The sequence below is a fragment of the Tardiphaga sp. GW822-FHT04G09 genome (assembly GCF_058800725.1).
The window spans coordinates 246,148-264,326 of sequence record NZ_JBXAMO010000001.1; the positions used below are offsets into that span (position 1 = coordinate 246,148).

General features: G+C 62.5%; 13 protein-coding genes. 4 read left to right on the plus strand and 9 right to left on the minus strand.

Annotated elements, in window-relative coordinates:
• Positions 1-27 precede the first annotated feature (27 nt).
• A complete protein-coding gene (locus AC1RLZ_RS01105) occupies positions 28-2,073 on the plus strand; it encodes a methyl-accepting chemotaxis protein (RefSeq protein WP_493187140.1) in 2,046 nt (681 codons plus the stop codon).
• A 54-nt stretch (positions 2,074-2,127) separates the two neighbouring features.
• Here AC1RLZ_RS01105 and AC1RLZ_RS01110 read toward each other — a convergent pair whose 3' ends face one another.
• The 8 genes from AC1RLZ_RS01110 to AC1RLZ_RS01145 all read right to left on the minus strand — a co-directional run bounded on the left by AC1RLZ_RS01110 (position 2,128) and on the right by AC1RLZ_RS01145 (position 11,731).
• The gene (locus tag AC1RLZ_RS01110; protein ID WP_493187141.1) at positions 2,128-2,805 is read right to left on the minus strand and encodes an alpha/beta fold hydrolase; all 678 of its coding nucleotides are present in this window, start codon (positions 2,803-2,805) and stop codon (positions 2,128-2,130) included.
• 8 nt (positions 2,806-2,813) lie between these two features.
• Positions 2,814-3,704 carry a crotonase/enoyl-CoA hydratase family protein gene (locus tag AC1RLZ_RS01115; protein ID WP_493187142.1) on the minus strand — a complete coding sequence of 297 codons (891 nt, stop codon included), beginning with the start codon at positions 3,702-3,704 and terminating at the stop codon, positions 2,814-2,816.
• Positions 3,705-3,959: 255 nt separating this feature from the next.
• Positions 3,960-5,120, minus strand: coding sequence for a M20 aminoacylase family protein (locus AC1RLZ_RS01120; RefSeq protein WP_371423878.1), 1,161 nt, complete (start codon positions 5,118-5,120; stop codon positions 3,960-3,962).
• 11 nt (positions 5,121-5,131) lie between these two features.
• Entirely contained in the window at positions 5,132-6,655 is a 1,524-nt protein-coding gene (locus AC1RLZ_RS01125) for a M81 family metallopeptidase (protein WP_493187143.1), read from the minus strand.
• 160 nt (positions 6,656-6,815) lie between these two features.
• Entirely contained in the window at positions 6,816-8,465 is a 1,650-nt protein-coding gene (locus AC1RLZ_RS01130) for an ABC transporter ATP-binding protein (protein ID WP_371423898.1), read from the minus strand.
• 50 nt (positions 8,466-8,515) lie between these two features.
• Positions 8,516-9,400 (minus strand): ABC transporter permease, encoded by an 885-nt coding sequence (locus AC1RLZ_RS01135; protein ID WP_493187144.1) that lies wholly within the window; start codon positions 9,398-9,400, stop codon positions 8,516-8,518.
• A gap of 13 nt (positions 9,401-9,413) precedes the next feature.
• The gene (locus AC1RLZ_RS01140) at positions 9,414-10,355 is read right to left on the minus strand and encodes an ABC transporter permease (RefSeq protein ID WP_371423875.1); all 942 of its coding nucleotides are present in this window, start codon (positions 10,353-10,355) and stop codon (positions 9,414-9,416) included.
• 242 nt (positions 10,356-10,597) lie between these two features.
• Positions 10,598-11,731: a M20/M25/M40 family metallo-hydrolase gene (locus AC1RLZ_RS01145; protein ID WP_493187145.1), complete on the minus strand. Its 1,134-nt coding sequence runs from the start codon at positions 11,729-11,731 to the stop codon at positions 10,598-10,600.
• Between the two features lie 303 nt (positions 11,732-12,034).
• Here AC1RLZ_RS01145 and AC1RLZ_RS01150 point away from each other — a divergent pair, with 303 nt between their 5' ends.
• Positions 12,035-13,654 carry an ABC transporter substrate-binding protein gene (locus AC1RLZ_RS01150; protein ID WP_493187515.1) on the plus strand — a complete coding sequence of 540 codons (1,620 nt, stop codon included), beginning with the start codon at positions 12,035-12,037 and terminating at the stop codon, positions 13,652-13,654.
• Positions 13,655-14,068: 414 nt separating this feature from the next.
• Entirely contained in the window at positions 14,069-15,697 is a 1,629-nt protein-coding gene (locus AC1RLZ_RS01155; RefSeq protein WP_493187146.1) for an ABC transporter substrate-binding protein, read from the plus strand.
• Positions 15,698-15,812: 115 nt separating this feature from the next.
• On the opposite strand, the gene AC1RLZ_RS01160 is transcribed toward AC1RLZ_RS01155, so the two are convergent.
• Positions 15,813-16,376, minus strand: a complete 564-nt coding sequence (locus AC1RLZ_RS01160) for a helix-turn-helix domain-containing protein (protein ID WP_371423872.1) — start codon at positions 16,374-16,376, stop codon at positions 15,813-15,815.
• A gap of 452 nt (positions 16,377-16,828) precedes the next feature.
• Between AC1RLZ_RS01160 and AC1RLZ_RS01165 the strand changes: the two genes are divergently transcribed.
• Complete coding sequence (locus tag AC1RLZ_RS01165) at positions 16,829-18,148, plus strand: MFS transporter (RefSeq protein ID WP_493187147.1); 1,320 nt, start codon at positions 16,829-16,831, stop codon at positions 18,146-18,148.
• Positions 18,149-18,179: the final 31 nt, after the last annotated feature.

An 18,179-nucleotide genomic window follows, 5' to 3' on the forward strand; every position in this document is an offset into this window, starting at 1 on the left:
ACAACGTGTGTCATAGGGAGCGTGACCATGTTGAAGCACACCAGGATTCTTTATCGCATTGCTCTGTCCGCCATTCTTCCTTTGATCATCGTCGCCGCTTTGGCGGCTTATGAAATCGCCAGCAAGGCGAGGGTCTATTCCGAGATGGATCGGCTCGAGCCGGTCGCCGTAGGCGTTACCAAGCTCAGCCGCCTCGTGCATGAATTGCAGAAGGAGCGCGGCATGACCTCCGCCTTCCTCAACAGCAAGGGCGCGCAGATGCGCAGCGAATTGCCGGAGCAGCGCAAACGCACCGATGCGGAGCGGGCTGTCGCTGTCCCCGTCCTGGGCGAGTTGAAGCGCGTAGCAGCGAGCGATCTCGCGGCGTTCGCGGATCGCGCCAGCGATGTGATGGGCAAGCTCGACGCGCTGCGCAGCGAAGTGGACAGTCTCGCCATCGCGCCGCCTGCCGCCGTCGGTCGTCTGACCGAGACCATCGCAAGGCAGATCGCCGTCATCACCGGCATCGCCAAACTCAGCACCGATGACGATATCTCCAAGGCGGTTTCCGCCTATGCCAATCTGATCGAAGGCAAGGAGCGTGCGGGGCAGGAGCGTGCGCTCAATGCCGGTGGCATCGCTGCCGGCAAGTTTGAACTGCCCGCATTTTCGCGCGGCATTGGCCTGGCTGCCGGTCAGGAAGGTTTCTTCGCGGCCTTCCGCGCCTCGGCGACGCCACAAGCGCTGGAGTTGTTCACGCGCACCATGTCCGGTCCGGCAATCGAGCGCGTCGATGCCATGCGTAAGACCATCGAGCAGGGCGGCCTTACCGGCGATTTCAAATCGCTCGACAGCAAGACCTGGTTCGACGCGAGCACCGCGCGCATCGATCTCCTGAAAGCAGTGGAGGACGGTCTCGCCGATCAGCTCGCGAAGACCGTCGCGACCAAGAAAGCCGATGCGGCCAGCACGCTCACCATGGCTTCGGTACTGATGCTGCTGGCGCTTCTGATCAGCGGTGCGGCGGTGCTGGCCATGGCGCGCAGCATCACGCGCCCGATCGGTGCGCTGTCGGCCTCGATGACCGATCTCGCCAATGGCGATGTGACCACCGAGATCGGCGGCACCGATCGCCGCGACGAGATTGGCGGGATGGCACGCGCTGTGGCTGTCTTCAAGGACAACATGATCAGGACCAATGAGCTGAGTGCACGCGAGGCCGAAGAGATCAATCGCCGCAGCCAGCGCACCGCGCGTGTGACGGAACTCACCGGCTCGTTCGACGACGAGATCAGCACTTTGCTGTCGGCGCTGACGACGGCATCGTCGCAGCTTCACGGCACTGCGGAGTCGCTGACGACCACGGCGGGCGAAACCATTCGTCAGGCGACCGTCGTGACTGCGGCATCGACCGAGACCTCCACCAATGTGCAGACGGTCGCGGCGGCTACGGAGGAACTGTCGAGTTCGGTGGTCGAGATCGGCCGTCAGGTCTCGCATTCAGCCGCCATTGCCCAGAAGGCGGTGGAGGAAGCCGGCCGCACCAACGATACCGTGATGGCGCTGTCATCCGCGGCCGAGCGCATTGGCGATGTCGTCAATCTGATCACCGAAATCGCCAGCCAGACCAACCTGCTGGCGCTGAATGCGACCATCGAGGCTGCCCGTGCCGGCGACGCCGGCCGTGGCTTCTCGGTGGTGGCGTCCGAGGTGAAGAGTCTTGCCGGCCAGACGGCGAAGGCCACCGAGGAAATCCGCGCCCAGATCGCCGCGATCCAGTCGTCGTCCGGCGATGCCGTCGATGCCATCCGCGCCATCACGGGCACCATCGGCAGTATCAACGAGATCGCATCCTCCATCGCGAGCGCGGTGGAAGAGCAGAGCGCCGCGACGCAGGAAATCGCGCGCAATGTGCAACATGCCGCGCTAGGTGCGAACGAGATCTCGCGCACCATCAGCGGCGTAGCGGATATGGCTGGCGATACCGGTTCGTCGGCAGGGCAAGTGCTGTCGGCCTCGGATGAGCTCGCCCGACAGTCTGGCAAGATGCGCGATCAGGTGGAGAGATTCCTGGCTGCGATCAAGGCGGCTTGAGACAAAGGTTAGTCGATCTGCCCGCAGATGCTTGGCGCATCGCGTATGGAACTGCTATCGGACCGTCTGGAATCGTCCATCCTTCAGGAACGCGATCGTCTGTGCGATCGCCTCCTTGTTCCGGATCATCAGTGCGTGCGAGGCGGGGATCACGATGTGATCGGTCATGCCGTCAAGCCTGGTGCGCGCGACGGTGACACGGCCGTCGTCTGCGCCGGGCAGCATGAAGCGTGAGGCGATGGGATCGAGCGAGCGGTCGCCGGCGATGACACCGACCGGATAATCCACGGCGGGCAACAGTGTTTCGGTGGCGGCATCGCGCGCGGTCACGAGCTGCTGCCCGGCGGGGCCGAAATACGTCCGATACAGCAGCCAGTCCTTCAGCCGATCGGCGATCTCGCTGCCGCCGTTGGGCGTGCCCAGCATGACCACACGGCCCAGACGCGATGGACGGTGGCGCGCCAGATAGGCACGCGCCAGCAGGCCGCCCATCGAGTGGCAGACGAAATGCGTGCAGCCTTCGTTGGCTTCAGCGAACGGCGTTATGGCCGGGTGGATGTCATCGACCAGTGCCGACAGCGCCTTTTGGCGGCTGGGATAGCCGACGTTCCGTGTGGCGAAGCCGGCGGCTTCGACCGCCAGTTGCATCTTGATGAGAGATCGAAACGACCGGCTGATACCGTGCAGAAAAACGACGCCCTCGGACGGACGACGGGAGGGCGTCGGATTCATTCGTGGTCCTACTTGTAGTCGCGCTCGTCCCACCACGGGAAATAGCTCGGCATATCCGTGCTGACCTTGTTCTTGAACTCGGCCGGGCGCTTTTCGAGAAACGCCACGACGCCTTCCTTGACGTCCTCGGAGCGGCCGCGCGCATAGATGCCGCGGCTGTCGATCTTGTGCGCTTCCATCGGATCGTCGGCGCCCATCATGCGCCACATCATCTGGCGGATCAGGGCAACGGAGACCGGCGCCGTCTTGTCGATGAAGGTCTTGGCCAGCGCACGCGCGGCCGGCAACAGATCGTCGGGCGCCACCACCTTGCTGACGAGACGGCCGGCAAGGGCCTCCTGCGCCGGGAAAACGCGGCCGGAATAGCACCATTCCAGTGCCTGCGAGATGCCGACGAGGCGCGGCAGGAACCAGCTCGACGCCGCTTCCGGTACGATGCCGCGCTGGGAGAACACGAAGCCGAAGCGCGCCGCTTCCGAGGCGATACGGATATCCATCGCGAGCTGCATGGTGGCGCCGATGCCGACGGCGGGGCCGTTGACGGCGGCGATCACGGGCTTGAGGCATTTGAAGATGCGCAGCGTCACCTGACCGCCGCCGTCGCGCACCATTGGATCGCTGTAATCGACGTCGCCATTGGCAAGCCGCTTTACCGGGCCGCGCCGCGCGTCGCGATCGAAGGTGTTCGCGCCCGATGAGAGGTCGGCGCCTGCGCAAAAGCCGCGGCCTGCGCCGGTCACGATAATCGCGCGCACATTGTCGTCGGCGTCGGCCTTGTCGAACGCATCGATCAGCTCGGCCTGCATGGTGGCGTTATAGGCGTTGAGCTTGTCGGGGCGGTTGAGCGTGATGGTGAGGATCTGCTCGTCGACGCTGTAGAGGATGGTCTCGTAGGCCATGGCGGTTTCTTCCCTGTTTTTTTGTTTTCGTTTCACTCGTCATTCCGGGGTGCGCCATTTGGCGCAGACCCGGAATCCCGAAGAGTCCAGCCACTTCCGGATTCCGGGTTTGCGTGCAACTGACGCTGCTCGTACCCCGGAATGACGATGTGGGGTGCACGATTGTAGGATGGGGAGAGCTCTTGCGAAACCCATCAATCGCAAACGCCGCAAGATGGGTTTCGCGAAGACGCTCTACCCATCCTGCGGAATGGCTCAGATCGGCAGCCGGGTTTCGACGATGCGGGCGAACATGCTGGCGCCGATGGGCAGGATCTTGTCGTCGAGATAATAGCCGGGATTGTGCACCGGCACCGAACCTTCATGGCCGACCCAGAAATAGGCGCCCGGCACGGCATGCAGCATGTCGGCGAAATCCTCGGAGCCCATTTTGGGCTTCGATGCGGTGATCACGTTGGCGTCGCCGACGATGGTGCGTGCGACGTCCTCGACGGCCTTGGAATGTTCTTCCTGATTGACCAGCACGCTGAAGCCGTCGCGGATATCGACCTTGATCTCGCAATCGAACGCCGTCGCCATGCCGGCGGCCAAGGCGTGCATCCGCTCGCGGATCTGCAGACGGACCTTCTCCGAGAAGCAGCGCACGGTGCCGCAGAGCTTGGCGTCGTCAGGAATGACGTTATAGGCCGAGCCCGAATGGATCTGGGTGATCGACAGCACGGCGGATTCGAACGGATTGACGTTGCGGCTGACGATCGACTGCATCGCCTGACCGAGCGACATGGCAATCACGACAGGATCCTTCGAGCGTTCCGGCATCGCGCCGTGGGCGCCGTAGCCGCGGATGGTGATGTCGAAGAAGTCGGCGGCGGCCATTGCGGGGCCGGGGAAGATGCCGACTTCGCCGTGATTCATGTCCGGCGCGTTGTGCAGGCCGTAGATCTCGTCGCAGGGAAACTGCTTGAAGAGACCGTCCTTGATCATCGCGCGCGCGCCGCCGAGGCCCTCTTCGGCAGGCTGGAAGATGAAATGAACGGTGCCGTCGAAATTGCGGGTCTCGGCGAGATAGCGCGCGGTGCCGAGCAGCATGGTGGTGTGGCCGTCATGACCGCAGCCGTGGAAACGGCCGGGAATGGTCGAGCGCCAGGCGAGGTTGGTGTTCTCTTCCATCGGCAGCGCGTCCATGTCGGCACGCAGACCGATGCGCTTGCTGCCCGAGCCCTTGCCCTTCAGCACGCCGACGACGCCGGTACCGCCCAGGCCGCGATGCACTTCGACGCCCCATGAGGCCAGCTTGTCGGCAACGATGCCGGAGGTGCGGACTTCCTCGAAGCCGATTTCCGGATGCGCGTGCAGGTCGCGGCGGATGGCGGTGAGTTCGTCGGCGAAAGCGTCGATACGTTCGAGTGTGGGCATAAGTTATCCGTTCACGGCACGAGGGCAGGTGATGAGGTCTGGGGCGTAAATGATTCGCCATTCGGCTTCAGGCGGATGCCTGGACGCAAGTGCTTCCAGGGCAGCACCGACGTATCCGCCGGCATCGCGCCGGGCGCGGCGCAGATCATGAGCTGGCCGGCGATCGGCTCGAAGTCGGCGCGGAAATGCACCGAGCTCTTGTTGACGAGAATGTTCTGCTCGGTAGGCTCGATGCCGACATAGCGATACATCGATTGATCGGCGAGCTGCGCCTTGTGCGAGGAAATCACCACGCGCACATCGTCGATGCGCAGGCAGGCAGAGAGGCCCATATCCATGTCGCGGCCGCCATAATACGGACCATCGGCGACGAACTTGCCGTCGGACAGTTTCTCGACCACGAACGTGTTCGCATAGGGCGCATCGCCGGGGATGCCGGACTTGCCGCCGATGGAGAGTTTGATCGTGGCGCCTTCGCCGGCCTCATGCGCGGCCTTGGCTGCAGCAGGATCGTAGATCACGCCGGTCGCGGCCTTGACCGCCTTGTTCTTCACCAGCGCGCGCAGCATGCCGGTGGTGTCGCTGTCGCCGCCGGCACCGGGATTGTCCTGGGTGTCGGCGATGACGACCGGCTTGGTGAGGGTCTTCGCCAATTCCATCGCATGCAGCACGCCTTCGTCCGGCGTGTAGATCTTGCCGTCGAAATCGTTCTCGTGGCCCATCACCAGCTTGACGATGGTGTCAGCTGCGGCATCGGCATCGGCCTGGGTCACGCCATAGGCGAACACGCTCGGGCAGCAATGCGGAAAATCCGCGGCTGGGAAGCCCGGGCAGAACGACAGCGTGGGGATCTGGTCGTGTTCGAGCGCGGCCAGTTTCAGATAGATGCTCTTGGTCGGCTCGTCATTGGTGCATTGCCAGCTGATCGGAATCAGGAACGGCAATTGCCGGAACGCCTTGGCGAAGCGATTGCCGGCCAGCAGTAGTTCCATGTGGCGCGCACAGGCGCGGCCGGTGTCGGCCATGTCCACATGCGGATAGGTGCGATAGGCGATCAGGGCATCGGTATATTCGACCGTTTCCGGCGAAATGTTGCCGTGCAGGTCGAGGCTGACCACGAACGGAATATCGGGCCCGATCACATCGCGTACGCGCCGAGTGATCTCGCCTTCGCCGTCGTCGAGATGTTCGGTGACCATGGCGCCGTGCAGATCGAGATAGACCGCGTCTAGCGGCAGCGCCGCCTTGATGCCGTCGATCATCTCGCCGACGATGCGCTCGAACGCGTCCTTGGTGACATGCGCCGAAGGGCTGGCGCCGCAGGCGATGGTCGGGATCAGCTCCCATCCGCGGACTTCGGCTTCCTCGACAAAGCCGGCGAGGCCGACATTGATGCCACGCATCACCTTGAGCACGTCGGCGCCGTGGGTCATCGACGGCCAGCCGCCGCCATGCACAAAGGCCTCATAGGTGGCCTTGGTCGGCGCGAAAGTGTTCGTCTCGTGCAGAAAGCCGCCGACAGCAATTCGGGTCATGAAGTCATCTCAACTTGAATTAAAGGTCGTCATCCCGGGATGCGAAGAAGTCAGCGAAGCTGACGAAGTCGCAGCCCGGAATCTCGAAGTGATGAGCACATCGGGATTCCGGGTTCGCGCGCAACTTGCGCTGCGCGCGCCCCGGAATGACGGGATTGGATTAGACGGCCGCCGGCACGGTGGTGCTGCCGTCGACTGCGCGGAAGTTGGCGAAATCCCATCCTCGTCCGGGCGCCGCGTCAAGCAGCTGGCGCGTATAGGGCTGTTGCGGATTTGCAAGGACTTCCGCCGCGGGTCCCTGTTCCACGACACGGCCATGCTGCATGACCGCCACGTCGTCGCAGATTTGCGCTGCAACACGCAGATCGTGGGTGATGAACAGGATGGCGATGCCAAGCCGGGTCTGGATGTCGTCGAGCAGCCGCAGCACCTGCGCCTGCACGGACACGTCGAGCGCAGAGACGGCTTCGTCGGCCACCAGCACTTCGGGTTCGAGTGCAAGCGCGCGCGCGATCGCGATACGCTGGCGCTGGCCACCGGAGAACTGGTGCGGATAGCGCGACACGGCGTCGGCCGGAAGATCGACGAGTTCGAGCAGTTCGCGCGCTCTTGCCATGGCCACAGAACGCTTGGCGCCGTAGTTGATCGGCCCCTCGGCGATGGACTCGCCGACGGTGATGCGCGGGTTGAGCGAGCGATAGGGGTCCTGGAAGACGATCTGGATCTTCTTGCGATGCGGTTGCAGCGTATGGCGCGACAGATCGGAAATCTCGCGGCCGGCGAGGCGGATGCCGCCGGAGGTCGGATCGATCAGGCGAACGATGCAGCGCGCCACGGTGGATTTGCCGGAGCCGCTTTCACCGACGATGCCGAGGGTGCGGCCCTTGCGCAGTGTCAGCGTCACATCCTGCGCAGCGTGGACCTCACGCGGTTTGCCGAAGAAGGACCGCTCACGATAGACCTTGCCGAGCTCATTGGCTTCCAGCACGATCGGATTGAAGCCCGCTTCGATACGCGGCGGACGCGGCACCAGGCTCGGCACAGCCGACAGCAGGTTGCGGGTGTAGTCCATGGTCGGCGCGCTGAGAATGTTCTGCAGCGTTCCGGTCTCCACCAGGCGGCCTTGGCGCATCACCGCGACGCGGTCGGCAATGTCGGCCACCACGCCCATATCGTGGGTGATGAACAGGACAGCCGTGCCGTGATCCTTCTGCAGGTCGCGGATCAGCGTGAGGATCTGCTTCTGCGTGGTGACGTCGAGTGCGGTGGTCGGCTCGTCGGCGATCAGCAGCTTCGGCTCCAGGACGAGCGCCATGGCGATCATGATGCGCTGGCGCTGGCCGCCGGAGAGGCGATGCGGGTAGGAGGCGAAGATGCGCTTCACGTCAGGAAGCCGCACCTGCTCCATCATGTCGAGGATGCGCGCGCGGCGTGCGCTGGCGCCGAGGCTGGTATGGGTCCGCAGCACCTCGTCGATCTGCTTGCCGACATGGACGACCGGATTGAGCGCGGTCATCGGCTCCTGGAAGATCATCGCCATCGTTGTGGCACGGAGCTGGCGGAGCCGGCGGTCGCTCGCTTTCAAGACGTCTTCGCCGGCCAGCTTGATGCTGCCGCCGATGGCTTTCAGCGAATCCTTCGGCAGCAGGCCCATGGTGGAGAGCGAAGTCACCGATTTGCCGGAGCCGCTTTCGCCGACCACGCAGACGGTTTCGCCCTGGCGGACCTGCAGCGAGATGCCGTCGATGATCTTCTTGCCGGCGCCGGTCTTGCCGACTCCGACGACGAGGTTGTCGATTTCGAGAACCATCGGGCGGGTGTTCACGTCGGTCCTGTTGATATTGCTGTTCACGGCGTCGCTCACTTGCCTGCCTCCCGCTGTTTCATACGCGGGTCGAGCGCGTCACGCGCTGCGTCGCCGATCAGGTTGACCGAAAGAATTGCGATCGACAGCAACAGGCCGGGCCAGAAGATCAGCGATGGCTTGATCTGAAAGAACGCGCGGCCTTCGGCCATGATGTTGCCCCAGGTCGGGGTTTCCGGGCTGATGCCGGCGCCGAGGAACGACAGGATCGCCTCGGTGAGGATCGCCGATGCCGCGACATAGGTGCCCTGGACGATCAGCGGCGCCACTGTGTTCGGCATCAGATGCCGCCACATGATCTTCGGCATGCTGGTCCCGAGTGAGATCGCGGCTTCCACATAGGGTTCTTCGCGCGCCGACAGCACCACCGAGCGGACCAGCCGCGCGACGCGGGGAATTTCCGGGATCGTGATGGCGATCAGTACGGTGGTCAGGCTGGCGCCGGACAGCGACACCACGGCGATGGCCAGCAGCACGCTCGGCATGGCCATCAGGCCGTCCATCACGCGCATCATGATCGCGTCGACCCATTTGAAGAAGCCGGACACGAGGCCGATGAACAGGCCGATGCTGATGCTGGTGACGGCGGCACCGAGGCCGATCAGCAGCGAGATGCGGCCGCCATAGAGAATGCGCGCCAGCACGTCGCGGCCATAGGCATCGGTGCCGAGCAAATATTCCGAACTGGCTGGCTTCAGCCGCAGGGCAGGCGCCAGCAATTGCGGATCATGCGACGAGAGCCATGGTGCGAAGATCGCCGACAGGATCACGAGTGTCAGGCAGATCGTCGCGATTGCGATGATCGGCGTCGCCGTGAGAAAGCCGAGTGACGGGCCGCTGCGCGAGGGCAGGGCGGCATTGGGAAGGGAGTCGATCGCCATCAGATGAGAGTTCCTAGTAACGAATTCTGGGATCGAGCAGCGCGTAGGCAAGGTCGATGAGCAGGTTGACGCCGACATAGACGCCCGAGGTCAAAAGGATCATGGCCTGGATCACGGGAAAATCCCGCGCCAGCACGGCATCGACCGTCAGGCGACCGATGCCGGGCAGGTTGAATACGCTTTCGGTGACGACGACGCCGGAGATCAGCAGCGCGAAGCCCGTGCCGATCACCGTAATGACCGGCACGGCGGCGTTACGCAGCGCATGGCGGAACAGCACACCGCCCTCGTTGATCCCCTTGGCTCGCGCGGTGCGGACATAATCTTCGCCGAGCACATCGAGCATCGCGGCCCGTGTCATGCGCGCAATCAGCGCGACATAGATGAAGGACAGCGCGCAGGTCGGCAGGATGATGCGCTCGAAGAACGGCCCGAAGCCGCGGAAGATGCTGCGGAAGCCCTGCACCGGCACCCAGCGCAGTTCGATCGCGAAGATCTGGACCAGCACATAACCGATCACGAAGACAGGCACGGAGAAGCCGATCACCGACAGGGCCATCACGAAGCGGTCGATCCAGGTACCGTGCTTCCAGGCCGCGATGATGCCAAGCGGCACCGCGACCAGAATCGAGAGCAGCATGACGCTGAGTGCGACGCTGAGCGAAGGTTCGACGCGCTGGCTGACCATCTGCAGCACCGGCACGTTGGAAATCAGCGACGTGCCGAGGTCACCATGCAGCAGCCGCCAGACCCAACTGAAAAACTGGGTATAGAGCGGCTCGTTGAGGCCGAGCTGGGTCCGGATACGGTCGAGCTGCTCGGGTGTTGCGTTATCGCCGGCGATGATCGCGGCCGGATCGCCGGGTGTCAGCCGAAGCAGCAGGAAGACAAACAGGGCCACCACCCCCATGACGGGTATGGCCGCAAGAATCCGGCGAATGAGGTATCCGAGCATGGCGCTTTCCTATTGGTGGTGTTGATCGAACGTAACTGGACCGCGTCGGTCAACTGGAAACGTCACGGGCTCGCTGCTCTTGATCGTCATTGTTCGCGAGAACACAGAATTCTTCGAGAAACACTGAATCACCGTCGCAACTTGCCTCAACCCGAAGTTCGCTAATGATCTGAGGGAGCAAATCCTGTGCCACCCACGGTTCGCGCCATGCCATGCACGACGCGAACCGGGGGACGATTGCATCAATCGAGGGTCGCCAGCAATCCCGCCATCAGGCGGCCACGGTCGACCAGGCTCTGCGCAACGATATATTCGTTGAGCGTGTGCATGTCGGCGCCATGAACGCCGAGCCCGTCGAGGGTCGGGATACCCATCGCGCCGGTAAAATTACCATCCGAACCGCCGCCCTTGCTGCCATGGGTCAATTCGGGAAGTCCGAGGCTTGCATTGATGGCCTTGGCTTTCTCGAACAGCGCCATGGTGGCTGGGCTCGGTTCCCACACGGGACGGGTGACGCCGCGGGTGACCTTGAAGGTCACGTCATTCTCGGTTCCCGCGAGCGCGAGCATACGCTGGACGCCGGCATCCAGATCCTCCTGGCGCTTGGCCATGCTCAGCGCTTCGGCGGTGCAGGACGAAGCCACGCAATTGACCCATTGTCCGCCATGCACGACGCCGACGCTGAAGGTGCAATCCGGTCCGGTCATCTCGTCGATCTGTACGATTTTCTTCGCCATTTCGCGAATCGCGGAGCGACCATTCGACAGTGTCGCGCCGGAATGGCTGGGGCGGCCGATGGTTTCGAGATTGAAGCGGGCGATGGCGTAACGGCCGGAGGTGGTACCGTTGTTCGCACTGCCGGGCTCCGGCACCAGCACGTATTTGTTACGCGCGGCCTCGGCCTCGATGATGTCGCGGGTCGACGGCGTGCCGACTTCCTCGTCGGGCGTGAACAGGACGGTAATCGGCAACGGCGTCGTATAGGAGATGCGTGCGAGTTGGCGGATCGCTTCCAGCGACAGATAATTGCCGCCCTTCATGTCGCAGATTGCGGGGCCGTAGCAGAGCTCGCCGTCGCGGCGCCATTTCAGTTTCTCGATGGTGCCGACCGGGTGCACCGTATCCATGTGCCCTGCGATCAGGATGCCGGGCTCGCCGAATTTCGGATGTGGAAAACGTGCGCGGATGCAGCCGCCGAATCCCATGCGCCCCGCGATGCGCTCGATGGTCGCACCCATGATCTGCATGTCGCGCGCGGCGAGATCGAGCATGCCGTTGACCGCATTCGCATCCCAGGTCGGGCTCTCGCATTCGACCCAGACGCGCAGGCCCTGCAACATGTTTTCGAGATCGAACGGGAGATCGGCGGGGTTCATCAGGTCATTCCTCTTGAATGAGAATTTCTGTCGTGGATCGTCGGCAACAATATGCATTTTGCACGCGTGCAGGGGGACTTAGCAGCAGCGCAATCGCCTTTGCAAATCGATGATGTGCGTCGCTATGCATCGGCGCACCGATGCATCGCAGCAAACCACGATTGACCCGCATCGCGCTTGATGCAAGGCTTTGATGCCTAAATCATAAAGGCAATACGCGAAGCAGCCTAAAATTCTATCGCGTTGCACAATCGATCGTCGATCGATGATGAGAATCCAGTCAGGAGAGATTGAGTGTCTAATATGTCACGTTGGCAGCGTTCTGCTGCCTTCACGAAATTGTCGCTGCCGGGTCTGGCAGTGGCCGTTGCGCTCGCGCTGCCGGTGCTGTCGTCGCCCGCGCATGCTGCAGGCAAGACCATCACCGCAGTGATGCATTCCGATTTGCGCGTGATCGATCCCGGCATCACGACCGGCTATATCGTCCGCGATCACGGTTATATGGTTTACGACACGCTGCTCGGCATGAACTCGAAATACGAGGTCAAGCCGCAGATGGCGGACTGGAAGGTCTCCGACGACAAGCTTGTCTATACGTTCACGCTGCGCGACGGCCTGCTGTGGCATGACGGCCAGCCGGTGACGGCCGAGGATTGCGTGGCGTCGCTGAAGCGCTGGGGCCGCAATGACGGCATGGGCCAGAAGCTCATGGACTTCACCAAGAGCATCGAGGCGCCCGACGCCAAGACCATCGTGCTGACGCTGAAGGAGCCCTACGGCCTGGTGCTCGACTCCATCGCCAAGCCGTCGTCGCTGGTGCCGTTCATGATGCCGAAGCGTCTCGCCGAGACGCCGGCAGGCAAGTCGATTGCGGAGCAGGTCGGTTCGGGCCCGTTCAAATTCGTGCAGTCCGAATTCCAGCCCGGCGTAAAGGCGGTCTACGAGAAGTTCAAGGAGTACAAGCCGCGCTCCGAGCCGGCCGACTGGCAGGCCGGCGGCAAGGTGGTGAAGGTCGATCGCGTCGAATGGATCACCATGCCCGATGCACAGACCGCGGTGAATGCGCTGCAGTCGGGTGACATCGACTTCATGGAAAATGGTCCCTACGACCTGCTGCCGGTCCTGGCGAAGGATCCGGAGCTGAAGATCGAAGTGCTCAATCCTCTGGGCTTCCAGACCTTCGGCCGCATGAACTTCCTCAACCCGCCCTTCGACAATCCGAAGATTCGTCGTGCCGCGTTTCTGGCGATGAACCAGAAGCCGGTGCTCGATGCGCTGGTCGGCGATCCCAAATATTACAAGGTCTGCGGTGCCGTGTTCGGTTGCGATACGCCGAATGCCACCGATGTCGGTTCGGAAAGCCTGGTGAAGGGCAACGGCGTCGCAGAGGCCAAGAAGCTGCTCGCCGAGGCCGGTTACGACGGTACGCCGGTGGTCATCATGGCCCCGACCGACGTGACCACGCTGAAGGCACAGCCGATCGTTGCGGCGCAGTTGCTCCGCGATGCTGGCTTCAAGGTAGAGGTGCAGGCCACCGACTGGCAGACGGTGCTCAGCCGTCGTCCGAGCCAGAAGCCCGTCAAGGAAGGCGGCTGGAACATGTTCTTCTCGAACTGGGTCGGTGCCGACATTCTCAATCCAATCAGCAATGTCGCGACCTCCGGCCGTGGCAAGAGCAATGGCGGCTGGTTCGGCTGGAGCGAAGATCCTGAGCTGGAAGTTCTACGCGACAAATATGCGCGCGCCTCCACGCCGGAGGAGCAGAAGAAGCTCGCTGCAGAGGTGCAGAAGGAAATCTACGACAAGGCGATCTACATCCCGCTCGGCGAATACAAGGTGCCGAGCATCTGGCGGACGTCGCTGACCGGCGTCACCCAGGGCGCTGCCATTCCGATGTTCTGGAACATCGACAAGAAGGACTAACCGGCGCCGCTGCGGCGGTCCGTTTGAAGTCATAGAACGCCGGCCTGAGTGATCAGGCCGGCGTTTGTTTTTTTGCGAAGGTGCTCCCTTCGTCCTTGCAAGCCCTGGGGACAACCGGCTCGCTGGTCTGGGCAAGGCGATGCGCTCGATGGTCGCAGCCATGATCTGCTTGTCGCGCGCGTTGATGCGTGACTTGGCGGCCGCGCAATCGCCTCTACAAGTTGATGATGGGTGTTGCGATGCAATCCTCAGCGCGCCGATGCATCGTGTCGAAATCACGATTGACGCGCACCGTGCTTGATGCAAGTCTTTGAAGCCTAAACGATAAAGACAATGCGAGGCGGCGCTTAAAAATGGATCGCATTGCATAAGCAATCATCGACCGATGGTCAGATTCCAGTCAGGAGAGATCGAATGTCTATCATGTCCCGTTGGCGGCAGTCCGCAGCCTTCACGAAACTGACGTTGCCGGGCATCGCTCTTGCGGCCGCGCTCGCACTGCCGGTGCTGTCGTCGCCTGCATTCGCGGCCGGCAAGACGATCTCGGCGGTGATGCATTCGGATCTGCGTGTGCTCGATCCGATCATCACGACGGCCTATATCGTGCGCGATCATGGCTACATGGTTTACGACACGCTGCTGGCCATGGACTCGAAGTTCAAGGTCCAGCCGCAGATGGCGAGTTTCAAGGTGTCGGACGACAAGCTCGTCTACACGTTCACGCTGCGTGATGGCCTGAAATGGCACGACGGCAAGCCGGTGACCGCGGAAGATTGCGTTGCGTCCCTGCAGCGCTGGGGCAAGCGTGACGGCATGGGCCAGAAGCTCATGGATTTCACCAAGAGCCTCGAGGCGACAGACGCCAAGACCATCACGCTGACGCTCAAGGAGCCCTACGGCCTGGTGCTGGAATCGATCGGCAAGCCGTCTTCGGTTGTACCGTTCATGATGCCGAAACGCATCGCGGAGACCCCGGCGGACAAGGCGATCTCCGAGCAGATCGGTTCGGGTCCGTTCAAGTTCGTGCAGTCCGAATTCCAGCCCGGCGTGAAGGCCGTCTACGAGAAGAACAAGGACTACGTGCCGCGTTCGGAGCCGGCGGACTGGACCGCAGGCGGCAAGGTCGTGAAGGTCGACCGTGTCGAATGGATCACGATGCCCGATGCGCAGACCGCGGTGAACGCGCTGCAGTCCGGCGACATCGACTTCATGGAGAACGCGCCGTTCGACATGCTGCCGATCCTGCAAAAGGACAAGGAACTGAAGCTCGAGGTTCTGAACACGCTCGGCTTCCAGACGCTGGGCCGCATGAACTTCCTCTATCCGCCCTTCGACAATCCCAAGGTTCGCCGCGCGGCATTCCTTGCGATGAGCCAGAAGCCGGTGCTCGACGCGCTGGTCGGTAACCCTGAATATTACAAGGTCTGCGGCGCTGTGTTCGGCTGCGGTACGCCGAACGCGACCGATGTCGGGTCGGAGAGCCTGACCAAGGGCAACGGTCTGGCGGACGCCAAGAAGGCGCTGGCCGAATCCGGCTATGACGGCACGCCGGTCACGATCATGGCGCCGACCGATGTGTCGACACTGAAGGCCCAGCCGATCGTGGCGGCGCAGCAGCTGCGCGATGCCGGCTTCAAGGTCGATGTGCAGGCCACCGACTGGCAGACGGTGGTCACCCGTCGCGCCAGCCAGAAGCCGGTCAAGGAAGGCGGCTGGAACATGTTCTTCACCAACTGGGTCGTTGCGGACATTCTGAACCCGATCGCCAACGTCTCGACGTCGGGCAAGGGTAAGGCCAACGGCGGCTGGTTCGGCTGGACCGAAAACGCAGCTCTGGAAGAGCTGCGTGACAAGTTCTCGCGCACGACCGATGCCGCCGAGCAGAGAAAGCTGGCGGCGGACATTCAGAAGCTCGTTTACGATGAGGTCATCTACGTCCCGCTCGGCGAATATCAGAACCCCAGCGTCTGGCGCACCTCGCTGACCGGCGTTCTGCCCGGCGCGGCAACCCCGGTGTTCTGGAACATCGACAAGAAGGAGTAACCGGCGCCGCTGCGGCGGACTGGTTTGATCAACATAAGCGTCGGCCTGAGTGATCAGGCCGGCGTTTCTGTTTCTGGACTGCAGAAATTTGACGCGAGTTCTTTGGTGACGTGTCTCAGCGTTCGGGCGAGGCGGCAGATACGACCAGCAGCACCTCGGCCTTGGGCTTGCCGACGCTGCGCACCCAGTGCGGTGTCTCGCCGGAGAAATACAGGCAGTCGCCTTTTTTCAGGCCGATTTCCTCATCCTCGATCTTGATCACCATCTCGCCTGATATGACGAACAGGAATTCCTCGCCGGCATGCGATGAGCGTCGCGCGAATTTCAGCGGCGGTCGGATCAGGAATGGCTCCATCATCTTGCGGGTCCGGCCCGCCGCCAGCGCCAGAAGGTCGACGCCGTCGTTCTGCATTGGCGTCTGCTGCTCGCTCTGGCGGAACAACGTGTAGCGCGGAGCTGGCGTCGGGTTCGGATCGAACAGATAGGTGACGTTCACATCGAGCGCCGCGGCCAGCCGTAGCAGCGCGTTGACCGATGGCGTTTTCAGCCCGCGCTCGACCAGCGAGATATAGCCGCGCGTCAGCTCGCTCTGGGTGGCGAGCTGATCCAGCGTCAATCCCTTCGCCGTGCGAAGCTGGCGCAGGTTGAAGCCTACAGCGTTTTTGCTGACATCGAGCAATGTCGGTCTCCTCGTTGAGCGCAGGCTCTTTTGGATAGCTGGTCTTTTAGAGAACGGGCATCGATCGCGGAAGGGCCGTCCCATTCCCATTGGCGTGACACAGGATGGGTGATGACTCGCTGTTTCCCATAGAAAACACTGCTGCAGATATTTCCGGCATCGGCAAGGATAATTTAGGCAAAGTCCGGCGAATTACGCGAGTTTTCGCCTCGTATACGTGCAATCTGCGATTTCTGCTGCTTCCCTCATCAGATGCCGATTTTGGTGACGTTGATTTCCAGCAGTAAACATGCTGGATTCTGGACAGTCGTTGAGAGGTTGCCGGCACGCCCGCTGAGGCGACCGAAGGATCAGAGAAAGTTCACGAGAAGACCCTGACTGCGCCGCGAGATGTCGCGACGCGGCACGAGACCACGCGCCTGAAACTGAACATGTCTTTTGAAGGAGTGATCATGACCGTCGCAGAAGAATTCAATGCAGCCACGAGTGCTGCGAGTCCCGACGAGGCAGCAGCGCTGCGCAAGATCGTCTGGTCGAGCGTGATCGGCACCGCCGTCGAATGGTACGACTTCCTGATCTACGGCGCGGCCACCGCGCTGGTGTTCAACAAGGTGTTCTTCGCTGCCGGTGATCCGGCGCTCGCCACCATTGCAGCCTTCGGCACCTATGCCGTCGGCTTCCTTGCGCGTCCGCTGGGTGCGGCGATCTTCGGTCACTATGGCGACCGCGTCGGCCGCAAGGCCATGCTCGCCATTACGATCATGGTGATGGGCCTCGGCACTTTCGCCATCGGCCTGCTGCCCACTTACGCGCAGATCGGCATCGCAGCGCCGATCCTGCTCATCGCGCTGCGCTTCCTGCAGGGCATCGGCCTTGGCGGCGAGTGGGGCGGTGCGGTGCTGATGGTGGTCGAGAACTGTCCCACGCATAAACGCGGCTTCTTGGGCAGCATGGTGCAGGTCGGCAATCCCGTCGGCAATCTCGCGGCCATCGGCATGTTCGCGCTGGTGTCGCAACTGCCCGAAGAAGACTTCATGAGCTATGGCTGGCGCATTCCGTTCCTGCTCTCGGTCCTGCTGGTCGGCGTCGGTCTGTGGATCCGCATGAGCATGGAAGAGACGCCGGCGTTTCGCGCGCTGAAGGCGAAGAACGAAGTCGCCAAAATGCCGATCGTCGACATTTTCAAGTATCACCGTCGTCCGTTCTTCACCGCGGTCGGCCTGAAGATCTCCGAAATCGCCTATGCCAGCATCGCCGGCGTGTTCATCATGTCCTATGCGACATCGAAGCTTGGCCTGTCGCGCGGGCTGGTGCTGAACGGCGCCTTCATCGCATCCTTCGTCGCGCTGTTCTCGATCCCGTTCTTCGGCTGGTTGTCGGACAAAGTCGGGCGCAAGGCGATGTTCTATGCGAGCTGCGCGTTCTGTGCGGCCTTCGCATTCCCGATGTTCTGGCTGCTGGATACGCGCGATCCGACCATCGTGATCCTGACCATCGTTGTCGCGATCTCGTTCGGCCAGATGGTGATGTTCGGGATCGGCGCGCCCTGGTATTCGGAACTGTTCACCGCGAAGCTGCGCTATAGCGGTGCCTCGCTCGGTTTCCAGGTCGGCGCGGCCATCTCGGGCGGCCTCAGCCCGCTGATCGCGGCATCGCTGATGACCTGGGCCGGTGCGACCTGGCCGGTGTCGGTGTTTCTGATCTTCTGCGCCTGCATCACCGCGATCGCCACATCCTTTGCGCCGGAAATGGCCAACAAGGAACTGACCTGACGGCAACGGGGCGGCAGCACGTCTGCCGCCC